At 47.4% G+C, this 24,397-nt stretch carries 20 protein-coding genes; 19 read left to right on the top strand and 1 reads right to left on the bottom strand.

Annotated elements, in window-relative coordinates:
* Nucleotides 1-19: 19 nt before the first annotated feature.
* Nucleotides 20-823, bottom strand: coding sequence for an inositol-1-monophosphatase (gene suhB / locus GOL65_RS07935; RefSeq protein ID WP_140920043.1), 804 nt, complete (start codon nucleotides 821-823; stop codon nucleotides 20-22).
* 131 nt (nucleotides 824-954) lie between these two features.
* On the opposite strand from suhB, the gene trmJ reads away from it, so the two are divergent.
* From trmJ to GOL65_RS07840, 19 genes are all read left to right on the top strand, one after another.
* Nucleotides 955-1,728, top strand: a complete 774-nt coding sequence (gene trmJ, locus GOL65_RS07930) for a tRNA (cytosine(32)/uridine(32)-2'-O)-methyltransferase TrmJ (RefSeq protein WP_140920042.1) — start codon at nucleotides 955-957, stop codon at nucleotides 1,726-1,728.
* Between the two features lie 177 nt (nucleotides 1,729-1,905).
* Nucleotides 1,906-2,409, top strand: coding sequence for a Fe-S cluster assembly transcriptional regulator IscR (iscR, locus tag GOL65_RS07925; protein ID WP_130593015.1), 504 nt, complete (start codon nucleotides 1,906-1,908; stop codon nucleotides 2,407-2,409).
* Between the two features lie 47 nt (nucleotides 2,410-2,456).
* A complete protein-coding gene (locus GOL65_RS07920) occupies nucleotides 2,457-3,671 on the top strand; it encodes an IscS subfamily cysteine desulfurase (protein WP_140920041.1) in 1,215 nt (404 codons plus the stop codon).
* A gap of 55 nt (nucleotides 3,672-3,726) precedes the next feature.
* Nucleotides 3,727-4,113, top strand: coding sequence for a Fe-S cluster assembly scaffold IscU (gene iscU / locus GOL65_RS07915; protein WP_130593013.1), 387 nt, complete (start codon nucleotides 3,727-3,729; stop codon nucleotides 4,111-4,113).
* Nucleotides 4,114-4,137: 24 nt separating this feature from the next.
* Nucleotides 4,138-4,461: an iron-sulfur cluster assembly protein IscA gene (gene iscA, locus GOL65_RS07910; protein WP_130593012.1), complete on the top strand. Its 324-nt coding sequence runs from the start codon at nucleotides 4,138-4,140 to the stop codon at nucleotides 4,459-4,461.
* A 130-nt stretch (nucleotides 4,462-4,591) separates the two neighbouring features.
* Entirely contained in the window at nucleotides 4,592-5,122 is a 531-nt protein-coding gene (gene hscB / locus GOL65_RS07905; protein ID WP_140920040.1) for a co-chaperone HscB, read from the top strand.
* A gap of 12 nt (nucleotides 5,123-5,134) precedes the next feature.
* The gene (gene hscA / locus GOL65_RS07900) at nucleotides 5,135-6,985 is read left to right on the top strand and encodes a Fe-S protein assembly chaperone HscA (RefSeq protein ID WP_140920039.1); all 1,851 of its coding nucleotides are present in this window, start codon (nucleotides 5,135-5,137) and stop codon (nucleotides 6,983-6,985) included.
* Nucleotides 6,986-6,987: 2 nt separating this feature from the next.
* On the top strand, nucleotides 6,988-7,323 hold the full coding sequence (gene fdx, locus GOL65_RS07895; RefSeq protein WP_130593009.1) for an ISC system 2Fe-2S type ferredoxin: 336 nt from the start codon (nucleotides 6,988-6,990) through the stop codon (nucleotides 7,321-7,323).
* Nucleotides 7,324-7,343: 20 nt separating this feature from the next.
* Nucleotides 7,344-7,544, top strand: coding sequence for a Fe-S cluster assembly protein IscX (iscX, locus tag GOL65_RS07890; protein ID WP_108901592.1), 201 nt, complete (start codon nucleotides 7,344-7,346; stop codon nucleotides 7,542-7,544).
* Between the two features lie 78 nt (nucleotides 7,545-7,622).
* Nucleotides 7,623-8,918: an aminopeptidase PepB gene (gene pepB, locus GOL65_RS07885; RefSeq protein ID WP_179038219.1), complete on the top strand. Its 1,296-nt coding sequence runs from the start codon at nucleotides 7,623-7,625 to the stop codon at nucleotides 8,916-8,918.
* A 357-nt stretch (nucleotides 8,919-9,275) separates the two neighbouring features.
* Nucleotides 9,276-14,228, top strand: a complete 4,953-nt coding sequence (locus GOL65_RS07880; protein WP_179038218.1) for an alpha-2-macroglobulin family protein — start codon at nucleotides 9,276-9,278, stop codon at nucleotides 14,226-14,228.
* 408 nt (nucleotides 14,229-14,636) lie between these two features.
* Nucleotides 14,637-16,940, top strand: a complete 2,304-nt coding sequence (pbpC, locus tag GOL65_RS07875; protein WP_228723072.1) for a peptidoglycan glycosyltransferase PbpC — start codon at nucleotides 14,637-14,639, stop codon at nucleotides 16,938-16,940.
* Nucleotides 16,941-17,480: 540 nt separating this feature from the next.
* Nucleotides 17,481-17,912, top strand: coding sequence for a nucleoside-diphosphate kinase (gene ndk / locus GOL65_RS07870; protein WP_140920037.1), 432 nt, complete (start codon nucleotides 17,481-17,483; stop codon nucleotides 17,910-17,912).
* Between the two features lie 337 nt (nucleotides 17,913-18,249).
* Nucleotides 18,250-19,416 (top strand): bifunctional tRNA (adenosine(37)-C2)-methyltransferase TrmG/ribosomal RNA large subunit methyltransferase RlmN, encoded by a 1,167-nt coding sequence (locus GOL65_RS07865; protein WP_140920036.1) that lies wholly within the window; start codon nucleotides 18,250-18,252, stop codon nucleotides 19,414-19,416.
* An 81-nt stretch (nucleotides 19,417-19,497) separates the two neighbouring features.
* A complete protein-coding gene (gene pilW, locus GOL65_RS07860; RefSeq protein WP_140920035.1) occupies nucleotides 19,498-20,250 on the top strand; it encodes a type IV pilus biogenesis/stability protein PilW in 753 nt (250 codons plus the stop codon).
* A complete protein-coding gene (gene rodZ, locus GOL65_RS07855) occupies nucleotides 20,240-21,178 on the top strand; it encodes a cytoskeleton protein RodZ (RefSeq protein WP_140920034.1) in 939 nt (312 codons plus the stop codon). Before pilW ends, rodZ begins: the two co-directional genes overlap by 11 nt.
* Before the next feature lie 45 nt (nucleotides 21,179-21,223).
* Complete coding sequence (gene ispG / locus GOL65_RS07850) at nucleotides 21,224-22,339, top strand: flavodoxin-dependent (E)-4-hydroxy-3-methylbut-2-enyl-diphosphate synthase (RefSeq protein WP_140920033.1); 1,116 nt, start codon at nucleotides 21,224-21,226, stop codon at nucleotides 22,337-22,339.
* Nucleotides 22,340-22,486: 147 nt separating this feature from the next.
* A complete protein-coding gene (hisS, locus tag GOL65_RS07845) occupies nucleotides 22,487-23,776 on the top strand; it encodes a histidine--tRNA ligase (protein ID WP_140920032.1) in 1,290 nt (429 codons plus the stop codon).
* Between the two features lie 14 nt (nucleotides 23,777-23,790).
* Complete coding sequence (locus GOL65_RS07840; RefSeq protein ID WP_140920031.1) at nucleotides 23,791-24,396, top strand: YfgM family protein; 606 nt, start codon at nucleotides 23,791-23,793, stop codon at nucleotides 24,394-24,396.
* Nucleotide 24,397: the final 1 nt, after the last annotated feature.

Here is a 24,397-nt window from a genome sequence, read left to right as displayed (position 1 = left end):
ATTACCCGGTATCCGATGATTAACGTTTTAATGCATCGCTTAATTCATCACGCACAGTTGACAGCAGCGCTTTAACTACGCGTGGATTACCTGCCACAACGTTGCCTGAAACATAAGAGTTATGTCCACCAACGAAGTCGGTCACAATACCGCCAGACTCGCGAACCAGCAGTTCACCGGCAGCAAAATCCCATGGCTTCAGGCCAATCTCAAAGAAACCATCAACGCGGGAAGAGGCGACATAAGCCAGATCTAACGCAGCAGAACCGGTACGACGGAAGTCTGCACACTGAGTAAACAGCTTGCCAACCATATTGATATAAGTTGCAGAATGCTGTTTTGCTTTAAATGGAAAACCGGTAGCCAGAACGGTACCAGAAAGATCTTTTGCGTTTGAACCACGTAAACGGTAGCCGTTTAACTGTGCGCCCTGGCCGCGAGCTGCGGTAAACAGTTCATTACGCATAGGATCGTAAACGACAGCGACTTCCGTGCGGCCTTTAACGCGCACAGCAATAGAGACGCTGAAGTGAGGGAGTCGTTTGATAAAGTTGGTGGTGCCATCCAGTGGATCAATAACCCATTGTACATCCTGGTCTTCTCCAACCAGTTCACCGCGTTCTTCACTGATGATGGTATGTTGAGGATAAGCTTTACGAATAACATCAATAATCAGATGTTCTGCTTCGCGGTCAACGTTGGTGACAAAATCGTTGTTACCTTTTTGGCTTGCTTCAACGGCGTCAGGTGTTTCATAAAACTTGGCGATCAGGTTACCAGCCTTACGTGCAGCACGTACGGCGATGTTCAGCATAGGATGCATGGGTATCTTCCACTAAATGTTAAAGAACAGAGAAATATAAAGCGGGCGAAGTATACCAGAGGATCGGCAAAATATACAGGCTGTGTTACTATTCATTCTCATAACTTTTAGCCCACAGAATTTAGTTTTTTATGTCAGAGCTTATCTCCGAGAAAATTGGACTGGATAATATCCGTATTGTACTAGTCGAAACTTCCCATACCGGCAACATGGGTTCTACTGCCAGAGCCATGAAAACCATGGGGCTGACCAACTTATATCTGGTTAATCCACTGGTAAAACCAGACTCGCAGGCTATTGCTTTAGCTGCCGGTGCCAGCGATATCATTGGCAATGCTACTATTGTTGATACGCTGGATCAGGCATTAGAAGGATGTCGTCTGGTGGTTGGAACCAGCGCTCGCTCTCGTACTTTACAGTGGCCAATGCTGGAACCGCGGGAGTGCGGCGTAAAAATGTGTCAGGAGTCTGCTCAGGCGCCGGTCGCGTTAGTGTTTGGTCGTGAGCGTGTTGGGCTTACTAATGACGAACTGCAAAAGTGTCACTATCACGTGGCGATCCCTGCCAATCCGGATTACAGCTCATTAAATCTGGCAATGGCGGTACAGATTCTGGCTTATGAAATTCGCGTTGCCTGGTTGGATCAGCAAGAAAGTGGCAAGCCGCAACCAGCCGTAGTGGAAGATGAAGTTTATCCACTGGCGGAAGATCTGGAGCGTTTCTATCAGCATCTGGAATCAACGCTGTTGAATATTGGTTTTATTCGTGCCGCTCATCCGGGGCAGATAATGAATAAACTGCGTCGCCTGATTAATCGCGCTCGTCCTGAGAGTCAGGAATTAAACATTCTGCGCGGGATTTTAAGCGCTATAGAAAACCCCGATACAAGAAATAGGCAGAAATAATCCTGAATTAACATCTTTTCAATTGTTACAATACGGGCGACAATAGCGGACATATCTCGATTTGGTGACATTTTTCTGGCTCAATAATACTTGACTAAATTACTCAACTAAATAGTTGACTGAAATAGTTGGGAATGCCAAACTATCTGCATCTTCACAAACAGATGGGCATTAACAATGAGACTGACATCAAAAGGTCGCTATGCAGTAACAGCCATGTTGGACGTGGCTTTGCACTCACAAGAAGGACCGGTCCCTTTAGCTGATATTTCCGAACGTCAGGGGATTTCTTTGTCTTATCTTGAGCAATTGTTCTCCCGTTTGCGCAAGAATGGTTTAGTGACCAGCGTTCGTGGTCCTGGTGGCGGTTATTTGCTGGGCAAAGATGCTGGTGATATTGCCGTTGGTTCAGTTATTAGTGCCGTTGATGAATCTGTCGATGCAACCCGTTGTATGGGAAGCGGTGGATGCCAGAGCGGTACGCGTTGCTTGACCCATACACTGTGGCACGATCTCAGTGAACGCATCAGCAGCTTTCTTAATGAGATTACGCTGTCTGAACTGGTAAAGAATCAAGAAATTCTGGATGTAGCCGACCGTCAAAATAACGAAACTCAAGGTACGGTTACCAGCACTCATCGTGCATTTGATGAGGCAAAAAAGATCAATCTGCGCGCTTAACTGGCAGTAATGATTGCATTATTTAGAAGTCGTGTACGGAGCAAAGAATGAAATTACCTATCTATCTGGACTACTCTGCAACAACACCGGTCGATCCGCGCGTTGCCGAGAAGATGATGCAGTATTTGACCCTCGATGGCATTTTCGGTAACCCAGCCTCGCGTTCTCACCGTTTTGGCTGGCAGGCAGAAGAGGCAGTTGATATTGCCCGTAACCAGATTGCTGAGCTGGTCGGTGCCGATCCTCGCGAGATTGTATTTACCTCTGGTGCTACGGAAGCGGACAACCTGGCGATTAAAGGTGCAGCTAACTTTTACCAAAAGAAAGGTAAGCACATTATTACCAGTAAAACGGAGCATAAAGCCGTACTGGATACCTGCCGTCAGCTGGAGCGCGAAGGTTACGAAGTGACTTATTTAGCGCCACAGGCTAATGGAATTATCGATTTAAGCGAGCTGGAAGCAGCTATGCGTGATGACACCTGTGTGGTTTCTATCATGCATGTGAATAACGAAATTGGCGTGGTTCAGGATATCGCGACCATTGGTGAAATGTGCCGTAGTCGCGGTATTATTTTCCATGTGGATGCTACCCAGAGCGTGGGTAAATTACCTATTGACCTGTCCCAGCTTAAAGTTGACCTGATGTCTTTCTCCGGTCATAAAATTTATGGGCCAAAAGGTATCGGTGCTTTATATGTTCGTCGTAAACCACGAGTAAGAATTGAAGCTCAAATGCACGGTGGCGGTCATGAGCGCGGTATGCGTTCTGGTACTTTACCGGTGCACCAAATCGTTGGCATGGGTGAAGCTTACCGTATTGCCAAAGAAGAGATGGATACCGAAATCCCTCGCCTTCGTGCACTGCGCGATCGTCTGTGGGACGGTCTGAAAGATATCGAAGAAGTTAACCTGAACGGCTGCCTGGAACAAGGCGTAGCCAGCATTCTTAACGTCAGTTTTAACTACGTTGAAGGTGAATCTCTGATGATGGCCCTGAAAGATTTGGCCGTTTCTTCTGGTTCAGCCTGTACTTCTGCAAGCCTGGAGCCGTCTTATGTGTTACGTGCTTTAGGTATGAGTGATGAATTGGCGCATAGCTCAATTCGCTTCTCTCTGGGACGTTTTACTACTGAAGAAGAGATCGATTACACCATTGATTTAGTCAAGAAGTCGATTGGCCGCCTGCGTGACCTGTCTCCACTGTGGGATATGTTCAAACAAGGCGTGGATATCAGTACCATTGAGTGGTCTCATCATTAATTGATTTGATATCGCGCCGTAGTACCTGGCGCGATAAGCAGCGGGAGTAATAAACATGGCTTACAGCGAAAAAGTTATTGAACACTACGAGAATCCTCGTAACGTTGGTTCATTTGATAATGAAGACCCTACCGTTGGTAGCGGTATGGTGGGCGCGCCAGCCTGTGGCGACGTAATGAAATTGCAGATTAAAGTTAACGATCAGGGTATTATTGAAGACGCCCGTTTTAAAACTTATGGCTGTGGTTCAGCGATCGCTTCCAGCTCTTTGATTACCGAGTGGGTTAAAGGAAAATCTTTAGATCAGGCTGAAGCAATTAAAAACACTGAAATTGCTGAAGAACTGGCGTTACCGCCGGTAAAAATCCACTGCTCGATTTTGGCGGAAGATGCCATCAAAGCAGCCATTGCGGATTATAAAAACAAACATAGTAGTAAATAAGCAATAAACGATTGAGGTTTGGTTATGGCGATTACCATGAGCGACAGCGCTGCACAACGAGTTCAGACATTTTTATCTAATCGGGGCAAAGGCGTCGGCCTGCGTCTGGGGGTAAGAACGTCGGGCTGTTCTGGAATGGCGTATGTTCTCGAATTTGTTGACGAATTACACGATGAAGATACGGTGTTTGAAGACAAGGGCGTGAAGGTAATTGTAGATGCAAAAAGTCTGGTCTATCTGGACGGCACCGAGCTGGATTTTGTTAAAGAAGGCCTGAATGAAGGGTTTAAGTTTAATAACCCGAACATTTCAAGTGAATGTGGTTGTGGCGAAAGTTTTAACGTCTAGTCTGCTATCGTAACGTTTGTAGATTAAATACAGCATTCGAAAATGTCGACTTTGAAAAGCGCTCCCTTACTGATAACCGGTAAGGGAGTTTTCGCCTAACTTATATCATTAGATATCATCAGAGCACGTCATGGACTATTTCACACTGTTTAACCTGCCGGTCCACTACGTAGTGGATACTTCATCGCTCTCCTCCCGCTATCAGGAATTACAGCGCCAGTACCATCCCGATCGTTATGCCACGGCTTCTGAGAGTGAACGTCTTCAGTCGGTTCAACAAGCGGCAACGATTAATGATGCTTATCAAACGTTGAAAGATCCGCTGCGTCGTGCAGAATACTTGCTGTCCCTTAATGGGATAGATGTAAGAAATGAACAACAAACCATGCACGATACGGTGTTTCTGATGGAACAGCTGGAACTGCGTGAAGAGTTGGACGGTATTGAACACCGTAACACCAGTCAGAAAGAGACCGAATCAGCACTGTCTGCCTTTAGCCAACGAGTAGAAAAAATGACCCGGCAGCGCAGTGAACAACTAAAACAAGAATTGGATAGCCAGAACTGGAAGAGTGCGGCAGATACCGTACGTAAACTGAGTTTTCTGGATAAGCTTCAACAGCAGGTCGAACAACTGGAAGAGAAGTTATTCGACGCCTGACGGAAACTGAACATGGCTTTATTACAAATTAGCGAACCGGGGATGACGGCAGCACCTCATCAGCGTCGGCTCGCAGCGGGTATTGATTTAGGAACCACTAACTCTCTGGTTGCCACTGTCCGCAGTGGGCAAGCCGAAACGTTACCCGACGATCAAGGGCGCCATTTACTGCCTTCCGTAGTGCACTATCAACATGAAGGAACGGATGTTGGCTGGAGCGCACGCGCTCAGGCGGCTGCCGATCCTTCCAATACCCTGAGTTCGGTGAAACGAATGATGGGGCGCTCACTGAACGATATCGTTCAGCGCTACCCAAACCTGCCTTACCAGCTGCAAGCCAGCGAGAATGGTTTACCGGTTATTGTTACCGCAGGTGGAATGGTTAATCCGGTTCAGGTTTCCGCGGAGATTCTGATGACGCTGGCGAAACGCGCTCAGGATACCTTAGGCGGCGATCTTGACGGTGTGGTGATTACCGTTCCGGCCTATTTTGATGATGCTCAGCGCCAGGGCACCAAAGATGCCGCTCGTCTGGCGGGTTTGCACGTGTTGCGTTTGCTGAATGAACCAACGGCGGCGGCCATTGCCTATGGTCTGGATTCCGGTCAGGAAGGCATTATCGCTGTTTACGATCTGGGTGGCGGTACCTTTGATATTTCTATTCTTCGTCTGAGTCGCGGTGTGTTTGAAGTGTTGGCAACCGGCGGAGATTCTGCGCTGGGTGGCGATGATTTTGACCATTTGCTGGCAGATTGGTTACGTGAACAGGCAGGATTTGGTGCCCACAGCGATCATCAGCTTCAGCGTCAGTTACTGGATGCGGCGATAGCGGCCAAAATAGCCCTTAGTGACAGTAACAGTGCTGAAGTCAGAGTCGGTAACTGGCAGGGTACGGTTACCCGTGAACAGTTTGACGATTTGATTTCGTCGCTGGTGAAAAAGACATTATTAGCCTGCCGCCGCGCACTGAAAGATGCTGGTGTCAGCGCAGATGAAGTGCTGGAAGTGGTGATGGTTGGCGGTTCCACCCGCGTGCCATTAGTGCGTACTTTAGTGGGTGAGTTTTTTGGTCGCACCCCATTAACCAGTATTGACCCTGACCGGGTTGTGGCAATTGGTGCTGCGATTCAGGCCGATGTGCTGGTTGGTAACAAGCCCGATTCCGACATTTTATTATTAGATGTCATTCCGCTTTCTCTGGGCATTGAAACCATGGGCGGACTGGTTGAAAAAATTATTCCACGTAATACCACCATTCCGGTAGCCAGAGCGCAAGAGTTCACCACCTTTAAGGATGGTCAGACGGCGATGATGGTTCATGTGTTGCAAGGTGAGCGTGAGCTGGTTGATGACTGCCGTTCACTGGCGCGTTTTACGCTGCGGGGTTTACCACCAATGCCGGCTGGTGGCGCACATATTCGTGTTACCTATCAGGTTGACGCGGATGGTTTACTCAGCGTTACGGCGATGGAAAAGTCCACCAACGTACAGGCATCGATTCAAGTGAAGCCTTCTTATGGCCTGAGCGATGATGAAATCGCCACCATGATTAAAGACTCGATGACTAACGCACAACAAGACGTTAGCGCTCGTATGCTGGCAGAGCAAAAAGTAGAGGCTGCCCGCGTGCTGGAAAGTCTGAATGCCGCTTTGAACAGCGATAGCGATCTGCTGACTGAAACCGAACGAGTCGAAATAGACAGCGCTATCAGCCAATTACAAACGGCTATGCAGGGTAATGATACTGCGACGATAGAAGCATCAATCAAAACACTGGATTCTGTAACTCAAGATTTTGCCGCCCGCCGTATGGATTCATCAATACGCCGCGCTTTGGCGGGTCATTCCGTAGATGAGGTTTAAGCATGCCTAAGATAGTATTTCTGCCCCATCAGGACTTATGTCCGGAAGGTGCGGTTGTTGAAGCAAAAGAGGGTGAAACCATATTAGATGCCGCGCTACGTAACGGTATCGAAGTGGAACATGCCTGTGAAATGTCCTGTGCCTGTACTACCTGTCACTGCATTGTGCGTGAAGGATTTGATTCTCTGGCAGAAAGCAGCGAGTTGGAAGACGACATGCTGGATAAAGCCTGGGGATTAGAACCAGAGAGCCGTTTAAGCTGTCAGGCGAAAGTAACCGATGAAGATCTGGTTGTTGAGCTTCCTCGCTATACGGTTAATCATGCCCGCGAGCATTAATGAATAACGGGATATAAAAGATGAGCTTAACCTGGAAAGACAGCCGCGAAATTGGCGAAGCGTTGTACGATCAGTTTCCGGATACCGACCCAAAAACGGTACGCTTCACAGATTTACACCGATGGGTGTGTGAGCTGGAAGATTTTGAAGATGATCCTAACGCCTCAAACGAAAAGATCCTTGAGGCGATTCTGTTAGTCTGGCTGGACGAAGCAGAATAGCAATCATTAATGGGGCCGCCTTTGGGGGCCCTTATTTTATTGGTTTAAGTAAATATAAAAATAGCGGGAGCCATAACAATGACAAATCAATTTATGCCTGTTTATCTTTCTCATGAGCCTGCGGATGCGGTTTGGGGAGACAAAGCCCTGTTAAGCACCAACAGTGAAGGAATGACTATTCATCTTCATGGCAATGGTAAGCTGGGCGCTATTCAACGTGCAGCCCGTAAGATCGACGGACAGGGTATTAAAAAAGTTAAGCTGGCAGGTGAAGGCTGGGATTTAGAGCGTAGCTGGAGTTTCTGGCAAGGCTTCCGTGGGCCAAAAGGCGAAAGAAAAGTTGAGTGGGCAACGCTGGAACAACAAGAACAGCAAGAGCTGGAGCGTCGTTTACAAATCATTGACTGGGTTCGTGACACTATCAATATGCTAGCAGAAGAGCTGGGGCCTGAGGAGTTGGTTAAACGTACGGTTGATCTATTCTGCAATATTTCTTGTGATGCAGTGAGCTACCGTATTGTTAAAGGTGAAACGCTGCGTGAGCAGAACTACATGGGGCTTTATACCGTAGGTCGTGGTTCAGAGCGTGAGCCTGCACTACTGGCTCTGGATTACAATCCAACCGGTAATCCGGATGAACCAGTATTCGCCAGCCTGGTAGGTAAAGGTATCACCTTTGACTCAGGCGGTTATAGCATGAAGCAAAGTGCCTTTATGGACTCAATGAAGTCCGATATGGGCGGAGCGGCAACGATCGCCGGTGCGCTGGCATTAGCGATTAGTCGTGGTCTGAAGCAGCGTGTAAAACTGTATCTGTGCTGTGCCGATAACCTGGTCAGCGGTAATGCTTTCAAGTTGGGTGATATTATTCGTTATCGCAATGGTAAAACCGTTGAAGTAATGAATACCGATGCAGAAGGGCGTTTGGTATTAGCGGATGGCCTGATTGATGCAGAAGCACAAAACCCACAGATGATTATTGACTGTGCCACCCTGACTGGTGCCGCCAAAATGGCGTTAGGTAATGATTATCACGCGCTGTTTAGTTTTGACGATGCTCTGGCAAACGAGATGTTAAACAGTGCTAATAGCGAAAATGAACCATTCTGGCGTCTACCGCTGGCTGAGTTTCATCGTAGCCAATTACCATCAAACTTTGCAGAATTAAACAATATGGCTGGTGCTGCTTATACCGCAGGAGCCAGTACCGCTGCTGCTTTCCTGTCTCACTTTGTGAAAAATTATCAGCAGGGTTGGATCCATATTGATTGCTCGGCAACTTACCGCAAGGGTGCTGTTGACCAGTGGTCGGCAGGAGCAACAGGATTAGGTGTTAGAGCAATAGCTAATTTGTTGCTGAAGCAGGGTCAGTAAGTCTGGTAAATTGGTTTCAGTGGATATTCCGGCCGTAAATACAATTGAGCGAATATAGCTCATGTGCTCGGCCGGAAGGTCATCTGTACTTAGCATTAGAGTGCGTCGGGCCTACCTTTCCTATGGGCGCTTCGTTGGCTTACGCCAAGTCGACCCAAACGGAAAGGTCTCCCTCCGTTTGACTATGTTTAAGATAGAGCCAGCCTTAAGGCTGGCTTTTCTTTTTGGTGACTACTATCAAGCTAACCTCATAGCGTTATGCCTTTACACACTCATCTATTTTTTTAGCCGTATTCCGGCTAAGATATCGCCACAGATCTGTTTATCACATCATCTTCATCTCAGAGAGAATCGCTTATGCGTCAGGGAAATTCTGATTTTTGGAGGCTGAAGGGGCTACTTCTTGCCTCATGTCTTGGCTTCGCTTCTTTACCACTCCATGCTGCACCGGAAACTGCACCGGCTACCCAAACTGCAGAGCAGCAAGCCGCCGCTCGCTATGCCGGTAAATCATTTACTATTCTTGATGCCTCTGAAGTCCAACTGGACGGTGCCAGTGCAATGGTGGTGACCTTTTCAATTCCGCTGGCGGCTAATCAGAATTTTGCCTCTTTACTGAATCTGGTGGATGAGGCCAGCGGTAAAGTCGATGGGGCATGGGAGATGTCAGACAATATGATGGAGCTGCGTCTTCGTCATCTGGAACCTTCCCGTAAGCTGATTCTGACCATTAATAAAAATCTGAGTGGTGTTAACGGTATGAAGCTGGACAAAGAGTTCCAGCAAAAGTTAACCACCCGGGACATTGAGCCTTCTATTGGTTTTGCCAGCAGAGGTTCTCTGTTACCGAGCAAAGTCATTACCGGGCTTCCGGTTATTGCACTGAATGTGAATAAAGTTGACGTTAACTTTTACCGCATTAAGCCTGAAATGCTTTCTGGTTTCCTGGCGAACTGGGAAGGTACCGGATCAAAAAGTTACTGGGAATCCCAAGAATTCCTGAATAAAGTCGATCTGGCCTATACCGGACGTTTTGATCTAAACCCGCAGCGCAATACGCGTGAACAGGTATTACTGCCACTAAATAGTATTAAAGAGCTGCAACAGCCAGGTGTATATCTGGCAATGATGCAGGAAGCCGGTGTTTATCAATACAGTAATCCGGTGACTATTTTTACCCTGAGCGATATTGGTATCTCTTTACACCGTTATCACGACCGTCTGGATGTGTTCACCCAGGCGCTGGAAGGTGGTGAGGGTGTTTCCGGCGTTAAAGTTGAGCTGTTTGATGAAAAAGGCAACTCGCTGGCACAGGCTAAAACCTCGTCTGATGGCCACGCTCAACTGATCAAAGATGATAAAGCTAAAATTATGCTGGCTACCAAAGATGGGCAAACCAGCTTAATCGATCTGAGTAAATCGGCATTGGACCTGTCGGAATTTGATATTGCCGGACCAGAAGGCTTCGCTACTCAATTTTTCGCTTTTGGCCCAAGAGACTTATATCGCCCTGGTGAAACGCTGATTGTTAACGGATTACTGCGTGATTCTGACGGTGCCGAGTTGCCCGATCAGCCGGTAAAAGTTGATGTGCTTAAGCCGGATAATCAGGTTACCCGCAGTTTTGTCTGGCAGCCGAAAAAGAACGGCTTCTATCAGTTTATGTATGACATTCCTAACAATGCAGCAACCGGTGAATGGTCATTACGCATCAATTTAGGGGATAAACAGCCCCGTTTCTATAAGTTTAAAGTAGAAGATTTCCTGCCTGAGCGTATGGCTTTGGATCTGAAGTCAGTTGAAGATGTTCCGGTCTCTCCTTCTCAGGAGATTACCTTCGATGTTACTGGCCGCTACTTATACGGTGCACCAGCCTCTGGTAACCGCTTGCAGGGACAGATGTTCCTGCGTCCTGCCCGTGATGCGGTAGCGAAATTACCTGGCTATGAGTTTGGTTCGGTTCTGGATACTAATCTGAGCCGTTCACTTAATGAATTTGACCTGAAGTTAGATTCTGAAGGGTTAACCAGCGTAACAGTACCGAGCGGCTGGGCAGAGAGTAAATCGCCGATGAAGGTAATTATTCAGGCCAGTCTGATGGAATCTGGCGGTCGCCCTGTAACTCGTCGTGCCGAGCAGGCTATCTGGCCTGCCACTAACATGCCGGGTATTCGCCCGCTGTTTAACAAAAAGGAAGTTTACGACTACAAGACCAATAACTATAAACCTCAGTTTATGGTGGATTCTGACAGCTTAGCTGGGTTCGATATTGTTTATGCTAACGCCAAAGGCAATATGCTGTCGGCTGATGGGCTGAATGTGCGTTTGGTTCGTGAACGTCGTGATTATTACTGGGAATGGTCTTCCAGCGATGGTTGGAGTTCCCGCTACGACCAAAAAGATTTAATTATTAATCAGGAAAACATATCCATTGGTGCCGATCAGGTAGCTAAAGTTAGCTATCCGGTAGAGTGGGGTTCATATCGCCTTGAAGTTGAAGACCCTCATAGCGGCATGGTAACCAGCCTGCGTTTCTGGGCCGGTTATAGCTGGCAGGATAATACCGATGGTACCGGGGCATTACGTCCGGATCAGGTCAAACTGAAACTGGATAAACCGGCTTACCGTACGGGCGAGAAAGTTAATCTGCACGTTGAAGCACCGACTGCCGGTAAAGGCTATCTGATGCTGGAATCCAGCGATGGCCCATTATGGTGGCAAGAGATTGAAGTACCGGTTGGTGGGGCTAACTTTAGCGTACCTATTAATGAAGAGTGGAACCGCCACGATCTTTACCTGAGTGCGTTAGTGGTTCGCCCGGGTGATAAGAATTTACAGGCCACGCCAAAACGTGCGGTAGGGTTGTTGCATCTGCCATTGGTGGATGAAAACCGTAAAATCACTCTGGCGCTGGATGCTCCGGAGCGTATGCGTCCTAACCAAACGTTAACAGTAAAAGTAAAAGCTTCAGTTAAAAATGGCGAGTTGCCTAAATCAATCAACGTACTGATGTCTGCGGTAGACAGCGGTGTATTAAACATCACCAACTATGTTACGCCGGACCCGTATGAAGCCTTCTTTGGTCGTAAACGTTATAGCGTTGATCAAATGGATATTTATGGTCAGCTAATTGAAGGAAAAGGTAAAACTGCCAAGTTGAGCTTTGGTGGTGATGGAGAGGATGATGCACTGGCTCGCGGTGGTAAAAAACCGGTTACCGTAGTGAAAATCGTTGCTCAACAGGCTATGCCGGTAGTGTTGAATGATAAGGGTGAAGGCGAAATTCAGATGCCGATCCCTGACTTTAATGGCGAACTCAGACTCATGGCTCAGGCCTGGAGTGATGAAGAGTTTGGTAGCGCAGAACGTAAAATGATCGTTGCTGCACCATTAATTGCCGAGCTGTCTATGCCGCGCTTTATTGCCGGCGGTGACCGCAGCATTCTGGCGCTGGACTTAAGTAATCTTACCGATGGCGAGCAGTCTCTTAATGTGACGGTTGAAACCAAAGGTTTAGTGAAACAAACGGGCGCTGCACAACAGACGATTAAACTGACCAAAGGCCAGCGTAAGACACTGAGCATTCCGATTGAAGCATTAAATGGCTTTGGTCAGGGAGATGTTACCGTTCGGGTCAATGGCCTGGTGTTACCGGGAGAAGCTTCAACCGCGTTTGAACGTCACTGGACGCTGGGTGTTCGTCCTGCAACTCCGGCGAAGACTAACAGTTATGCCATGACGCTACGTGCGGGAGAAAGCTGGGCGCTGCCTCAGGATGCATTGCTGGGACTATCCACTCCAACGGTGGAAGGCCAGATGTCGCTAACAGCCGTGCCACCGCTGAATGTGGCTCAGCATATTCGTGAACTGTTCGCCTACCCGTATGGCTGTCTGGAACAAACCACCAGTGGGCTGTATCCATCGCTGTATACCAATCAGGCTCAACTGGCTGCGTTAGGTATTAAGAGTGACAGTGATGATGTACGTCGTCGCAATATTGATGTTGGTATTGAGCGCCTGCTGGGCATGCAGAAATATAACAGCAGCTTCTCACTGTGGGAACGTGAAGGTAGTGAAGAGTACTGGTTAACGGCGTATGTGACCGACTTCCTGGTACGTGCGCGTGAACAGGGTTATTCAGTACGTGAAGATGCATTGAATAAAGCTAATCAGCGTTTGCTGCGTTATTTGCAGGATCGCAACCAGATCGAGCCTCAATATATCTCTAACGCTTCAGCGACCAATGCTGCCAAGTTTAGCGTGCAGGCTTATGCTGGATTAGTATTGGCACGTCAACAGCAGGCTCCATTAGGAGCGCTGCGTCAGCTGTATGAACGTCGTGGTGAAGCAATGTCTGGTTTACCGCAGGTTCAACTGGGTGTTGCATTGCAATTGATGGGTGATATGCCGAAAGCTAATCAACTGATTCAGCAGGGTGTTGCTATGGGTGGAGCGAACCGTAATACCTGGTTAGGTGATTATGGTAGCGATTTGCGTGATAACGCCTTAATTCTGTCGCTGTTGAATGAGTATCACCTGTTACCTCAGCAGCAGGATAGTGCGTTGATGTCGCTGTCAGATGCGCTGGTTTCAAACCGTTATCTGTCAACGCAAGAACGTAACGCTGTTTATCTGGCGGGTCGTGACCTACCAAAACGTGAGTCAGCAGAGTGGGAAGTTGAAGTCTCGGGTGTTGAAAGTAAAGACTATGAAGAGACTAAGTCAGTTTCTGCTCTGTATGATGCCACTCAGTTGGCAAAAGGTATCAATCTGACTAACAGCGGTAGCGTAACGGTATATCCACGTATTGATATCACTGGTTATCCACTGAAGCAGCCAGCTCCGGTTAGTAACCGTCTGCATATTGAACGTAACTTCCTGAATCTGGATGGTTCTACCGCTTCACTTGATCATGTCAGTAGTGGTCAGTTGTTGGTAGTGCATTTGAATCTATGGGCTGACAATCAGGTGAACGATGCTCTGGTGGTTGATTTGTTACCGGCGGGTTTTGAGCTGGAAAACCAAAATCTGGGCAGCAGCAGTGCCAGTCTGAGCGAAAGTGCTGGTGAACTGATGGCATTACAAACCAAGATGCAAAGCGCTGAAATCAAGTATCAGGAATACCGTGACGATCGTTATGTTGCAGCGGTTAAAGTCGATGGCTCGAAGAGTCATCCGGTAACACTGTTGTATCTGGTTCGTGCGGTCACTCCGGGTAGCTATAGCATTCCGGCTCCGCAGGTTGAATCGATGTATAAGCCAGAGTGGCATGCTATTGGAGCGACTCCGGCGAGGTTAGAGATTAAATAGTGGTGTAAATGGGGCGATAAGCATCGCCCCATTATGCTTATTTAAATTGGCTTTAGAGAATATTCCGGCCGTAAGGGCATTATGCCTATATTGTTTTATGTGTGCGGCCGGAAGACCATCTGTACTTTGCAATGGTGTGCGTCGGGCCTACCTTTCCTAGGGGCAGTTATGAAACACCTCACGGTGTTTCACCCTCCGGGTCAGCGCAAGCGCTGTTCAAACAGGCTTTGCCTGTTTGTCGTTGGCTTACGCCAAGTCGACCCCAACGGAAAGGTCTCCCTCCGTTTAACTCTGCTAATAATATTGATTTGATATTGTTGTCGTTATCGAGCTAATTTCCGCCTTCTATGAGTAACTGAATTGCGTAGTTTATTTTCCCGATTGTTCACATTTCTTTTTTGGCGCAGGTTGGCTGTTGTCGTGGTGGTGTTGGTTGCTGTTACGGCATCGGGGCTATGGCTGGCAGATAAGGTTTGGCCTTTGCCTGCTCCCGATGTGCAAGTAGCCAAGGTCGTGGTGGCGGAAGATGGTTCTCCTCTGTGGCGTTTTGCCGATGCGGATGGGGTATGGCGCTATTCGGTTTCGCTAAATGAAGTGTCCCCTTACTATCTGCAAGCCTTGCTGACCTATGAAGATCGCTGGTTTTATTCTCATCCGGGAATAAACCCGTTAGCCATTATGCGGGCTTTATGGCAGAACCTGACTAACCAGCGCATTGTCTCCGGCGGTAGTACGCTTTCCATGCAGGTAGCTCGCCTGATTGAACCTCATGATAAAACTTTGGTTGGTAAGCTGCGGCAGGTGTTTCGTACTCTGCAACTGGAGTGGCATTACACCAAAGATCAAATATTAACGATTTATATCAACCGTGCACCTTATGGTGGCACGTTACAGGGCATCGGTGCAGCCAGTTGGGCCTATCTGGATAAGCCTCCGTCAGAACTTACCCGTTCAGAAGCGGCTTTATTGGCGGTATTGCCTCAGGCACCCAGTCGTTTACGCCCCGATCGTTATCCTGAACGAGCGCAAGCAGCCAGAGATAAAGTGCTCGATCGCCTCGAAGAGTATGGCGTTTGGGATAAAGCGCAGGCCGATGATATTAAACAAGAAAGTGTCTGGCTGGCGGAGCGTCAGGCCCCGCAACTGGCACCGTTGCTTTCCCGACGTTTGCTGGCAGAAAGCAGTACTGATGTAATTCATACCACTATTGATGCTTCATTGCAGCGTCGTCTTGAAGATATGGTAATGGGCTGGAAGAGTCAGTTACCTCCCAGCACTTCCATGGGTATTCTGGTAGTTGACCATTCAACCATGTCAGTAAAAGCTTATATCGGCTCAGCCGATCTCAACGATCGTAGTCGATTTGGTCATGTGGACATGATTAGCGCCTGGCGTTCTCCCGGCTCAACGTTGAAGCCTTTTGCCTATGCTATGGCGTTAGATGATGGGTTGATTCATGCGGAATCGCTGTTACAGGATGTTCCGCGTCAATTTGGTGATTATCGTCCCGGAAATTTTGATACCGGATTTAGTGGTCCGGTGAGTGCTTCTGACGCGCTGGTTCGTTCACTGAATTTGCCAGCGGTTCAGGTGCTGGAAGCTTATGGTCCTAAACGATTTACCGGCAATATGCGCAATGCCGGCATCGTTTTACGTTTCCCGCTTAACAGCGATCCTAATCTGTCCCTGATTCTGGGCGGAACTGGTATGCGTATGGACCAGTTAGTTAGCGGTTACAGTGCATTTGTACGACAGGGCAAAGTTGCTGCATTACGTTATCGACCGGAAGATCCACTGGTGGAGCGACAGCTGGTTTCCCCCGGAGCGGCATGGATTGTACGCAGAATTATGGCCGGAGAAGGGCGACCAGTTCCCGATAGCCAAATTTCAGACATTACTCCGCTGGCATGGAAAACCGGTACCAGCTATGGCTATCGTGATGCCTGGACTATCGGTATGAATGGTGGTTACTTAATTGGTATCTGGGTAGGGCGTCCGGATGGAACGCCGGTAGCGGGTCAGTTTGGTTATGCTACAGCGGTGCCGATTCTGCATCAAATTAACCATCTGCTGATAAATCGTAATAGTCAGCTAGCTAAAAATTGGCCAAAGGATCCGCGCCCCTATTCAGTTAGTCGGGCAGTTATTTGTTGGCCTCAGGGACAAAGTCTGGATGCTGGTGATACCAATTGCCGTCAGCGTCGTCAGGCATGGATTCTGGATGGCACTATACCGCCGACGTTACCTTCTATCGGGCAGGATACCGGTATTGGTGGCTGGTTGAACCTTTGGGTTAATGCCGAAGGAAAACGGGTGGCTCCAGATTGCAGCGGCGCGGTATCACGTCGAATTGCGCTATGGCCGATTGCATTGGAAACCTGGTTGCCTTTGTCGGAACGACGCGCCAGTCGCCTGCCTGAACGAGATTCCGTGTGTCCGCCTATCAGCTATGATGTCAGCCCTCCGTTGTTGATTTTGGGATTAAAAGACGGCGCGATTCTTAAGCGAATACCCGGGACTCAATCTCTCGACCTACGTCTGGATACTCAAGGCGGGCGGGGTAAACGCTGGTGGTTTATTAACGGTGAATCCTTGATGGAAACCGAAGAAGATAAGCCAATGGTTCATACCCTGACCAATTCCGGTAAATATCAGATTAGTGTGTTGGATGAGAGCGGGCAGGTAAGTAGTGTGGGGTTCGTGCTGGAGTGATATTTATGCCCTTGACCTTATGTTCTGCCCTTTATTAGAGCACTGGAATTCAGCCGACAACTGAGAGAGGGTAGCACGAGCAACATGGATGTTGCTCGAGGCACTGCTTCGCCGGGAGCGAATCAGTGCCGGTGCGTAAGCCCGAACGAAGACGGAGGGAAGTCGCGTAGCGACCTGGATTCGGGTGCGAAGGCGCGGAGGTGCAGGAGGCGTTCGCCTTAACGCCTCTTGCTCGGCCACTCGCACATTTGCTCATTTAGGCTCAGTACTGTTAGTGGACGAAACTTCTGCGATACTAATTTCATCGTATTTCGTTTTAAAATTGTACCTCAAGTCTCAATCTGTAGTTATTCGACACCAAAAATGCGGTATACATCCAAAAATGTGTACTAACTTCGGTTTATTTTAAAAAAATGTTACATCCGAGATAGGCAAGCCTTATATCTGCTCGTATAATCAGCCGCGAATTACGTCTGGCTACAATGATTTACCCTATAAATTAAAATATATAGAACAGCTATCAGTAACCCCGAGGTGAATATGTCTATCGAACGTACTTTTTCCATTCTTAAACCTAATGCCGTTGCTAAAAATGCAATTGGCTCTATTTACTCGCGTTTTGAAAATGCAGGATTCACCATTGTTGCTGCAAAAATGCTACACCTGACTCGAGATCAGGCGGCAGGTTTTTACGCGGAACATGATGGAAAGCCGTTCTTCAATGGCCTGCTGGATTTTATGACTTCCGGCCCGGTAGTTGTGCAAGTGCTGGAAAGTGAAAATGCTGTCCAGCGTTATCGCGATCTGATGGGGGCAACTAACCCAGCTAATGCATTAGCCGGAACGTTACGCGCTGATTATGCGGATAGCATGACTGAAAATGCAGTACATGGTTCGGATTCTACCTCCTCAGCTGCGCGCGAAATTGCTTATTTCTTCAGTGATGATGAAGTTTGCCCGCGCACACGTTAATTTGAATTATTTATTATAAAAGCCAGAGGGTTAATCTTCTGGCTTTTATTGATTTCAGGTTTATTTCAGCGGTAAATAAGTGTATCAGTTAATGACAATATTACCGGGTCGGTATTAAAATTCCTTTAATATCAAACAGTATTTTTGAGTCGGTCTGATTGTGACTGAATATCCATTTTTAACTATACTGATGCGCATAGAAACGTTTCACTAAAAGCAGTACAATGCTGCCCGCATAACTCTCCGCAAATAAAAGAGCGCAGAGATAACTTTAATACCCTTTACATTCTCTAGATTTTCTAGCGCCATAAAGTGTAATAACGAGGCCTTCAATACCATGTCCGAGCAGATATTAACGTCATCTGACGCTGTTGTTTTATCAGCTAATCCGTCAGAAAAAATTAACTTATTAGATCTTAATCGACAGGCAATGCGTGAGTTTTTTGCTTCATTAGGTGAAAAACCATTCCGTGCCGATCAAATCATGAAGTGGATTTACCAGTTCGGTTATGACGATTTTGAGCAGATGACGGATATTAATAAAGTTCTGCGCGCCCGCTTGCAGCAAGTGGCAGAAATTCGGGCTCCGGAAATAGTAACGGAGCAGCGCTCATCTGACGGCACGATTAAATGGGCTCTGGCAGTTGGCGATCAACAGGTTGAAGCGGTATATATTCCGGAAGACGATCGGGCAACGCTGTGTGTGTCATCACAGGTTGGCTGTGCTCTGGAGTGTAAGTTTTGTTCAACCGGACAGCAGGGTTTTAACCGCAACTTGCGGGTATCAGAAATTATCGGTCAGGTCTGGCGAGCCGCCAGAGTGATCGGGCCAGCCCGGATTGCCGGACAGCGTCCAATTACTAACGTAGTGATGATGGGTATGGGCGAGCCCTTACTGAATCTAACTAATGTAGTACCGGCAATGGAAATCATGCTGGATGACTTTGGTTTTGGCCTGTCCAAGCGTCGGGTAACGTTATCAACATCGGGTGTGGTTCCTGCACTGGATAAGTTGGGAGAGATGATCGACGTAGCGTTGGCAATTTCACTGCATGCACCTAACGATCAAATCCGTGATGAAATCATGCCGATAAATCGTAAATATAATATTGAGAGCTTCCTGTCAGCGGTTCGCCGTTATCTGGATAAGTCTAACGCTAATCAGGGGCGAGTTACCGTTGAATACGTGATGCTTGATCACATCAATGATGGAACAGAACATGCCCATCAGTTAGCTGAGTGTTTGAAAAACACTCCTTCGAAAATAAACTTAATTCCGTGGAACCCATTCCCCGGTGCTCCCTATGGCCGCAGCTCAAATAGCCGGATAGACAGATTCTCTAAAGTACTGATGGAATATGGTTTTACTGTCATTGTGCGTAAAACCCGTGGAGACGATATTGATGCCGCTTGCGGTCAATTGGCGGGCGAAGTTATCGACAGAACCAAACGTACTTTAAAAAAGAAAATGAATGGGGAACCTATTTCAATTAAAACGCTCTAAAACATGATGCGTTACAACAATATATGAAAGTGAATTATTGTTGTAGTATAGAGCGTTGTAGATACAAGGACTGTAAAATCAATGCAGAAGATATTGTTATCTATACCGTTATTGGCTGGAATATTGATTGGCTGTAACAGCCAGAGAACAGAAGAACGTGCCGCCGATATGGGGCAGGCTGCAGAGATTCGACTAACCTTAGGTATGGCCTATTTATCACAGGGCGATACAACGGCTGCTCGAAAAAATCTTGAACGGGCAGTGAATTATGCTCCGGACGATTATCGAACACAGCTGGGTATGGGGCTATATCTGCAGGGTATCGGAGAGAATGAACAGGCGGCTTCCCGTTATCATTTGGCCTTACAGCTAGCACCAGAGAATGGCGATGTGTTAAATAATTACGGTGCGTTTCTCTGTAGTTTAGGGCAGTATGATGTAGCACAACGTTATTTCGAGCTGGCAGCAGCCACTGAGCGTCTCGATGATGTTTCTAATAGCCTTGAGTATTCAGGTTATTGTTTATTGCAGGCCGGGCAACCAGATGAAGCAGACAAAAAATTAAGCCGGGCATTAAAGCAGAATCCAGAGAAGGGCGTGCGAGTATTAAATACCGCAGCTCGTTACTGGCAGCAGGGCAAGCATGAAGAGGCTCAGTCATTGATTAACCTCTATCAACAGTTACTACCTGTCAGTGCTGAAAGTTTATGGATACAGATTCAATTTGCGGCGTCAGATAATCGCTTAAACGATATAAAACGTTTTGGTAAGCAACTGGCGCAAGGTTTTTCACAATCAAAACAATATCAATTATTTTTAGCTCATGAATACTGATACACCGCAAGAAAGAGAAACACCACTGGCTGAAATCGGTTACCGACTCAGCGAAGCCAGAAAAGCATTGAACCTTAGCCAGCGTTCGGTGGCTGAGCAACTGCGTTTAAAGGTGAGTACCGTCAGGGAACTGGAGGATGGCTTAAATCCGTTAGATTTAGCGCCAACCTTTATCAAAGGTTATATCCGTTCTTATGCCAAGCTGGTTCAGGTGCCAGAGGATGAGTTAATTGCATTACTGCCAAAAAGTAACGTAGAAAAAAATATTGTTGAAACTAACCGCATTAAAGGTTTTACGTTAGGTAAACCGCGTAAAAAGATTGACCGTTGGTTAACCTTGTTTACCTGGTTGATTTTATTTGTGGTACTTGGTTTAACTGGAGCCTGGTGGTGGGAGAATCATAAGGCACAGCAAAGCGAGTTAATGCCATCATCTGGTGAACAAAACCAAATTTTATTGTCAAATAACCAGCCTGATACCACGTCCTCTAATACAATCACGACTCAGCCATCGGTAACCCCGGATTCTACCAACAACGCGCCTGCAGCTAATAATGTTGGTCAGACACAGTCTCCAACTCAACCTGCTCAAAATGTGGCGCCAACGCTGGAAGAAGCAGTAGCAGCTCAGGTTGCTGAAGCTGAAGCAGCCGCAGGTACAACGGCTCAACTGGTACAGGATACTAATGATATCTATATGACATTTACTCAGGATTGTTGGGTAGAGGTAATCGATGCCAGAGGGCAGAACCTGTACAGCGGTTTACAGAGAAAAGATGGTAAGTTGTCACTTTCCGGACAAGCCCCTTATCGGGTTAAACTGGGAGCGCCAGCTGGAGTAGAAATTAGTTACAAAGGCAAACCTGTCGATATGAGCCCGTATAAAAGTTCAAGTCGTACTGCTCGCCTGACGTTAGCGGCTGAATAACCAACTAGGTTAACCAGCCGTGGTAGTTTTCGGGGAGAGCTTATAATGCACAATGAAACGCCGATTGTTCGTCGTAAATCAAAACGTATTTATGTAGGTAATGTACCTATTGGTGATGGAGCTCCCATTGCCGTTCAGTCAATGACCAATACCCGCACTACAGATGTAGAGGCAACGGTAAAGCAAATTGAGTCGCTACAACGGGTCGGTGTAGATATCGTCAGGGTTTCTGTACCAACCATGGAAGCCGCAGAAGCGTTTAAGCTGATTAAGCAGCGCGTTTCGGTTCCTTTGGTGGCAGATATTCATTTTGATTACCGTATTGCGCTGCAGGTCGCTGAATATGGTGTTGACTGCCTGCGTATTAACCCGGGTAATATCGGACGTGAAGACCGCATCCGTGCCGTTGTTGACTGTGCTCGCGACAAAAATATTCCTATCCGTATTGGTATTAACGGCGGTTCGTTAGAAAAAGACATTCAGGAAAAGTATGGTGAACCAACGCCTGAGGCGCTGGTAGAGTCAGCTTTGCGTCACGTTGAAATTCTTGACCGTATGAACTTTGATGCTTTTAAAGTTAGCGTTAAAGCTTCAGATGTCTTTTTGGCGGTGCAATCTTATCGCCTGCTGGCAAAACAAATTGAGCAACCTTTGCATTTAGGGATTACTGAAGCAGGGGGAGCGCGTAGCGGTTCTGTGAAGTCAGCAATTGGTTTAGGTATGTTACTGGCAGAAGGCATTGGTGATACGTTACGTATTTCACTGGCGGCGGACCCGGTAGAAGAAGTGAAAGTTGGTTTTGATATTCTGAAGGCGCTGCGTATTCGCTCCAGAGGGATCAATTTTATTGCCTGCCCAACCTGCTCCCGTCAGGAATTTGATGTTATCGGTACGGTTAACGCACTGGAACAGCGTCTGGAAGATATTATTACCCCGATGGATGTTTCCATTATTGGTTGCGTGGTTAACGGGCCAGGTGAGGCTTTGGTCTCTGATATTGGCGTGACAGGCGGTCATAATAAAAGCGGTTACTATGAAAATGGTGAGCGCCAGAAAGAACGCTTTGATAACGAAAATATGATTGATCAACTGGAAGCGAAGATCCGCGCCAGAGCCAGTATGCTGGATAAATCCAAGCGTATCGATATCAGTCAGGATTAATGAGAAATCGTGACAATATGAGTAGCGATTGGTAAAAAGACAGATTAATCGGGCGGTGTTACTGTGTAATAACCGCCTGTTTGCATTGATGTGGAGAGGGAATACCTCCTATAATCAACGAAATTTTTAAGAATATAGAGAATTGACGTGTCAAAGAAAATTCAATCTGTACGTGGTATGAATGACTATTTACCAGAAGACACCGCAGTATGGCAGCGAGTTGAGGACATTATTAAGCGTGTTGTTGAATCTTATGGATATAGTGAGATTCGCACGCCGGTTCTTGAACAAACCCCATTATTTAAGCGTGCAATTGGTGAAGTTACCGATGTAGTAGAGAAAGAGATGTATACCTTCAACGATCGCGAGCGTGATGGTGAAGAGGTAACATCGTTAACTATGCGCCCGGAAGGGACTGCTGGTTGCGTTCGTGCTGGTATTGAACGTGGTCTTATCTACAATCAGGAACAACGCCTGTGGTATTTAGGTCCAATGTTTCGTCATGAACGTCCACAGAAAGGTCGCTATCGTCAATTCCACCAAATGGGCGCCGAAGTATTTGGCCTTGCCGGGCCGGATGTTGATGCTGAACTGATTATGTTAACAGCACGTTGGTGGCGTGAACTGGGCATTGCAGAGCACGTGACTCTGGAGCTGAACACTATTGGTTCACTGGATGCCAGAGCCAATTACAAAGAAGCGTTAGTCGCGTTTCTGGAGCAGCATAAAGACCAACTGGATGAAGACTGCAAACGCCGTATGTATACCAATCCGCTGCGGGTACTGGATTCCAAAAATGCAGGAGTTCAGGCACTGTTAAACGGTGCTCCGACATTGATGGATTATCTGGATGAAGAGTCCAGACAGCATTTTGCCGGGCTGTGCGCATTTCTGGATAATGTTGGTATCGGTTATACAATTAATCCACGCTTAGTTCGTGGCTTGGACTATTACAACCGCACGGTATTTGAATGGGTAACCACCAGTTTGGGTGCTCAGGGTACAGTTTGTGCCGGTGGTCGTTATGATGGTCTGGTTGAGCAACTGGGTGGGCATGCAACGCCTGGCGTTGGTTTTGCCATGGGGCTGGAACGTCTGGTACTGTTAGTGCAGGCGGTTAACCCCGAGTTTAAAGCCGCGCGGGCAGTGGATGTTTATCTGATCTCTTCCGGTGAAGGTACGCAAATTGCGGCCATGAAGCTGGCAGAAACCATTCGTGATACAACGCCTGAGTTGCGTCTGATGACCAACTACGGCGGCGGTAACTTTAAAAAGCAGTTTGCCCGTGCCGATAAATGGGGTGCTCAAGTGGCTCTGGTTCTGGGTGAAAATGAAGTAGCAGCCGGGCAGGTAGTAGTAAAAGATCTGCGTAATGGCGAACAACAAACTGTAGCGCAGGCTGAAGCTGCTGCGCATTTAGCAACATTGATCGGTTAATCAAGAGGGACACCGTGGAAATCTATAACAATGAAGACGAGCAGTTAGATGCGGTGCGTAACTTTTTCCGTGAAAACGGAAAAGCTATCGTAGTGGGTGTCGTTTTAGGTATCGGTGGTCTGTTTGGCTGGCGTTACTGGCAGTCACATCAGCATACCAACTTAACAACTGCTTCGGTCTCCTTTGATAATGCGATGTTGCAAAGCGAGAATACGGCCGGTTTAGAAGCATTTATTCAGGCTAACGATAACACCTATGGTGTTTTCGGTGCACTGAAACTGGCTCAGGATCTGGTTGAGAAGGGTGATTTTGCCAAAGCTAAGCAACAACTGCAGTGGGCGCAGACTCATACCAAGGACGATAATCTATTGCCAGCCATCAATCTGCGTCTGGCGCGTGTTCAACTGCAAGAGAAGCAGTTTGATGATGCGCTGAAAACGCTGGATGCAGTACAAAAAGGTGGTTGGTTTGCACAGGCTCAGGCAATTCGTGGTGATGTTTTAGTGGCTAAAGGTGATACAAAAGGCGCGCGTGATGCCTATACGCAAGCATTTGAAGATAATCCATCACCGGTACTAAAAGAGCTACTGCGCATTAAACTGAACAATCTGGCCGCCTAAG

The organism is Limnobaculum xujianqingii, assembly GCF_013394855.1.
Lineage (GTDB): Bacteria > Pseudomonadota > Gammaproteobacteria > Enterobacterales > Enterobacteriaceae > Limnobaculum > Limnobaculum xujianqingii.
The sequence above is the reverse complement of the archived record's forward strand: the minus strand, read 5'-3'. Positions and strand labels throughout refer to the sequence as shown.

What these genes read in the sequence shown, in the direction of transcription:
- suhB (WP_140920043.1), bottom strand. Translation starts at nt 823, where the DNA reads ATGCATCCTATGCTGAACATCGCCGTACGTGCTGCACGTAAGGCTGGT.
- trmJ (WP_140920042.1), top strand. Translation starts at nt 955, where the DNA reads ATGTCAGAGCTTATCTCCGAGAAAATTGGACTGGATAATATCCGTATT.
- iscR (WP_130593015.1), top strand. Translation starts at nt 1,906, where the DNA reads ATGAGACTGACATCAAAAGGTCGCTATGCAGTAACAGCCATGTTGGAC.
- GOL65_RS07920 (WP_140920041.1), top strand. Translation starts at nt 2,457, where the DNA reads ATGAAATTACCTATCTATCTGGACTACTCTGCAACAACACCGGTCGAT.
- iscU (WP_130593013.1), top strand. Translation starts at nt 3,727, where the DNA reads ATGGCTTACAGCGAAAAAGTTATTGAACACTACGAGAATCCTCGTAAC.
- iscA (WP_130593012.1), top strand. Translation starts at nt 4,138, where the DNA reads ATGGCGATTACCATGAGCGACAGCGCTGCACAACGAGTTCAGACATTT.
- hscB (WP_140920040.1), top strand. Translation starts at nt 4,592, where the DNA reads ATGGACTATTTCACACTGTTTAACCTGCCGGTCCACTACGTAGTGGAT.
- hscA (WP_140920039.1), top strand. Translation starts at nt 5,135, where the DNA reads ATGGCTTTATTACAAATTAGCGAACCGGGGATGACGGCAGCACCTCAT.
- fdx (WP_130593009.1), top strand. Translation starts at nt 6,988, where the DNA reads ATGCCTAAGATAGTATTTCTGCCCCATCAGGACTTATGTCCGGAAGGT.
- iscX (WP_108901592.1), top strand. Translation starts at nt 7,344, where the DNA reads ATGAGCTTAACCTGGAAAGACAGCCGCGAAATTGGCGAAGCGTTGTAC.
- pepB (WP_179038219.1), top strand. Translation starts at nt 7,623, where the DNA reads ATGACAAATCAATTTATGCCTGTTTATCTTTCTCATGAGCCTGCGGAT.
- GOL65_RS07880 (WP_179038218.1), top strand. Translation starts at nt 9,276, where the DNA reads ATGCGTCAGGGAAATTCTGATTTTTGGAGGCTGAAGGGGCTACTTCTT.
- ndk (WP_140920037.1), top strand. Translation starts at nt 17,481, where the DNA reads ATGTCTATCGAACGTACTTTTTCCATTCTTAAACCTAATGCCGTTGCT.
- GOL65_RS07865 (WP_140920036.1), top strand. Translation starts at nt 18,250, where the DNA reads ATGTCCGAGCAGATATTAACGTCATCTGACGCTGTTGTTTTATCAGCT.
- pilW (WP_140920035.1), top strand. Translation starts at nt 19,498, where the DNA reads ATGCAGAAGATATTGTTATCTATACCGTTATTGGCTGGAATATTGATT.
- rodZ (WP_140920034.1), top strand. Translation starts at nt 20,240, where the DNA reads ATGAATACTGATACACCGCAAGAAAGAGAAACACCACTGGCTGAAATC.
- ispG (WP_140920033.1), top strand. Translation starts at nt 21,224, where the DNA reads ATGCACAATGAAACGCCGATTGTTCGTCGTAAATCAAAACGTATTTAT.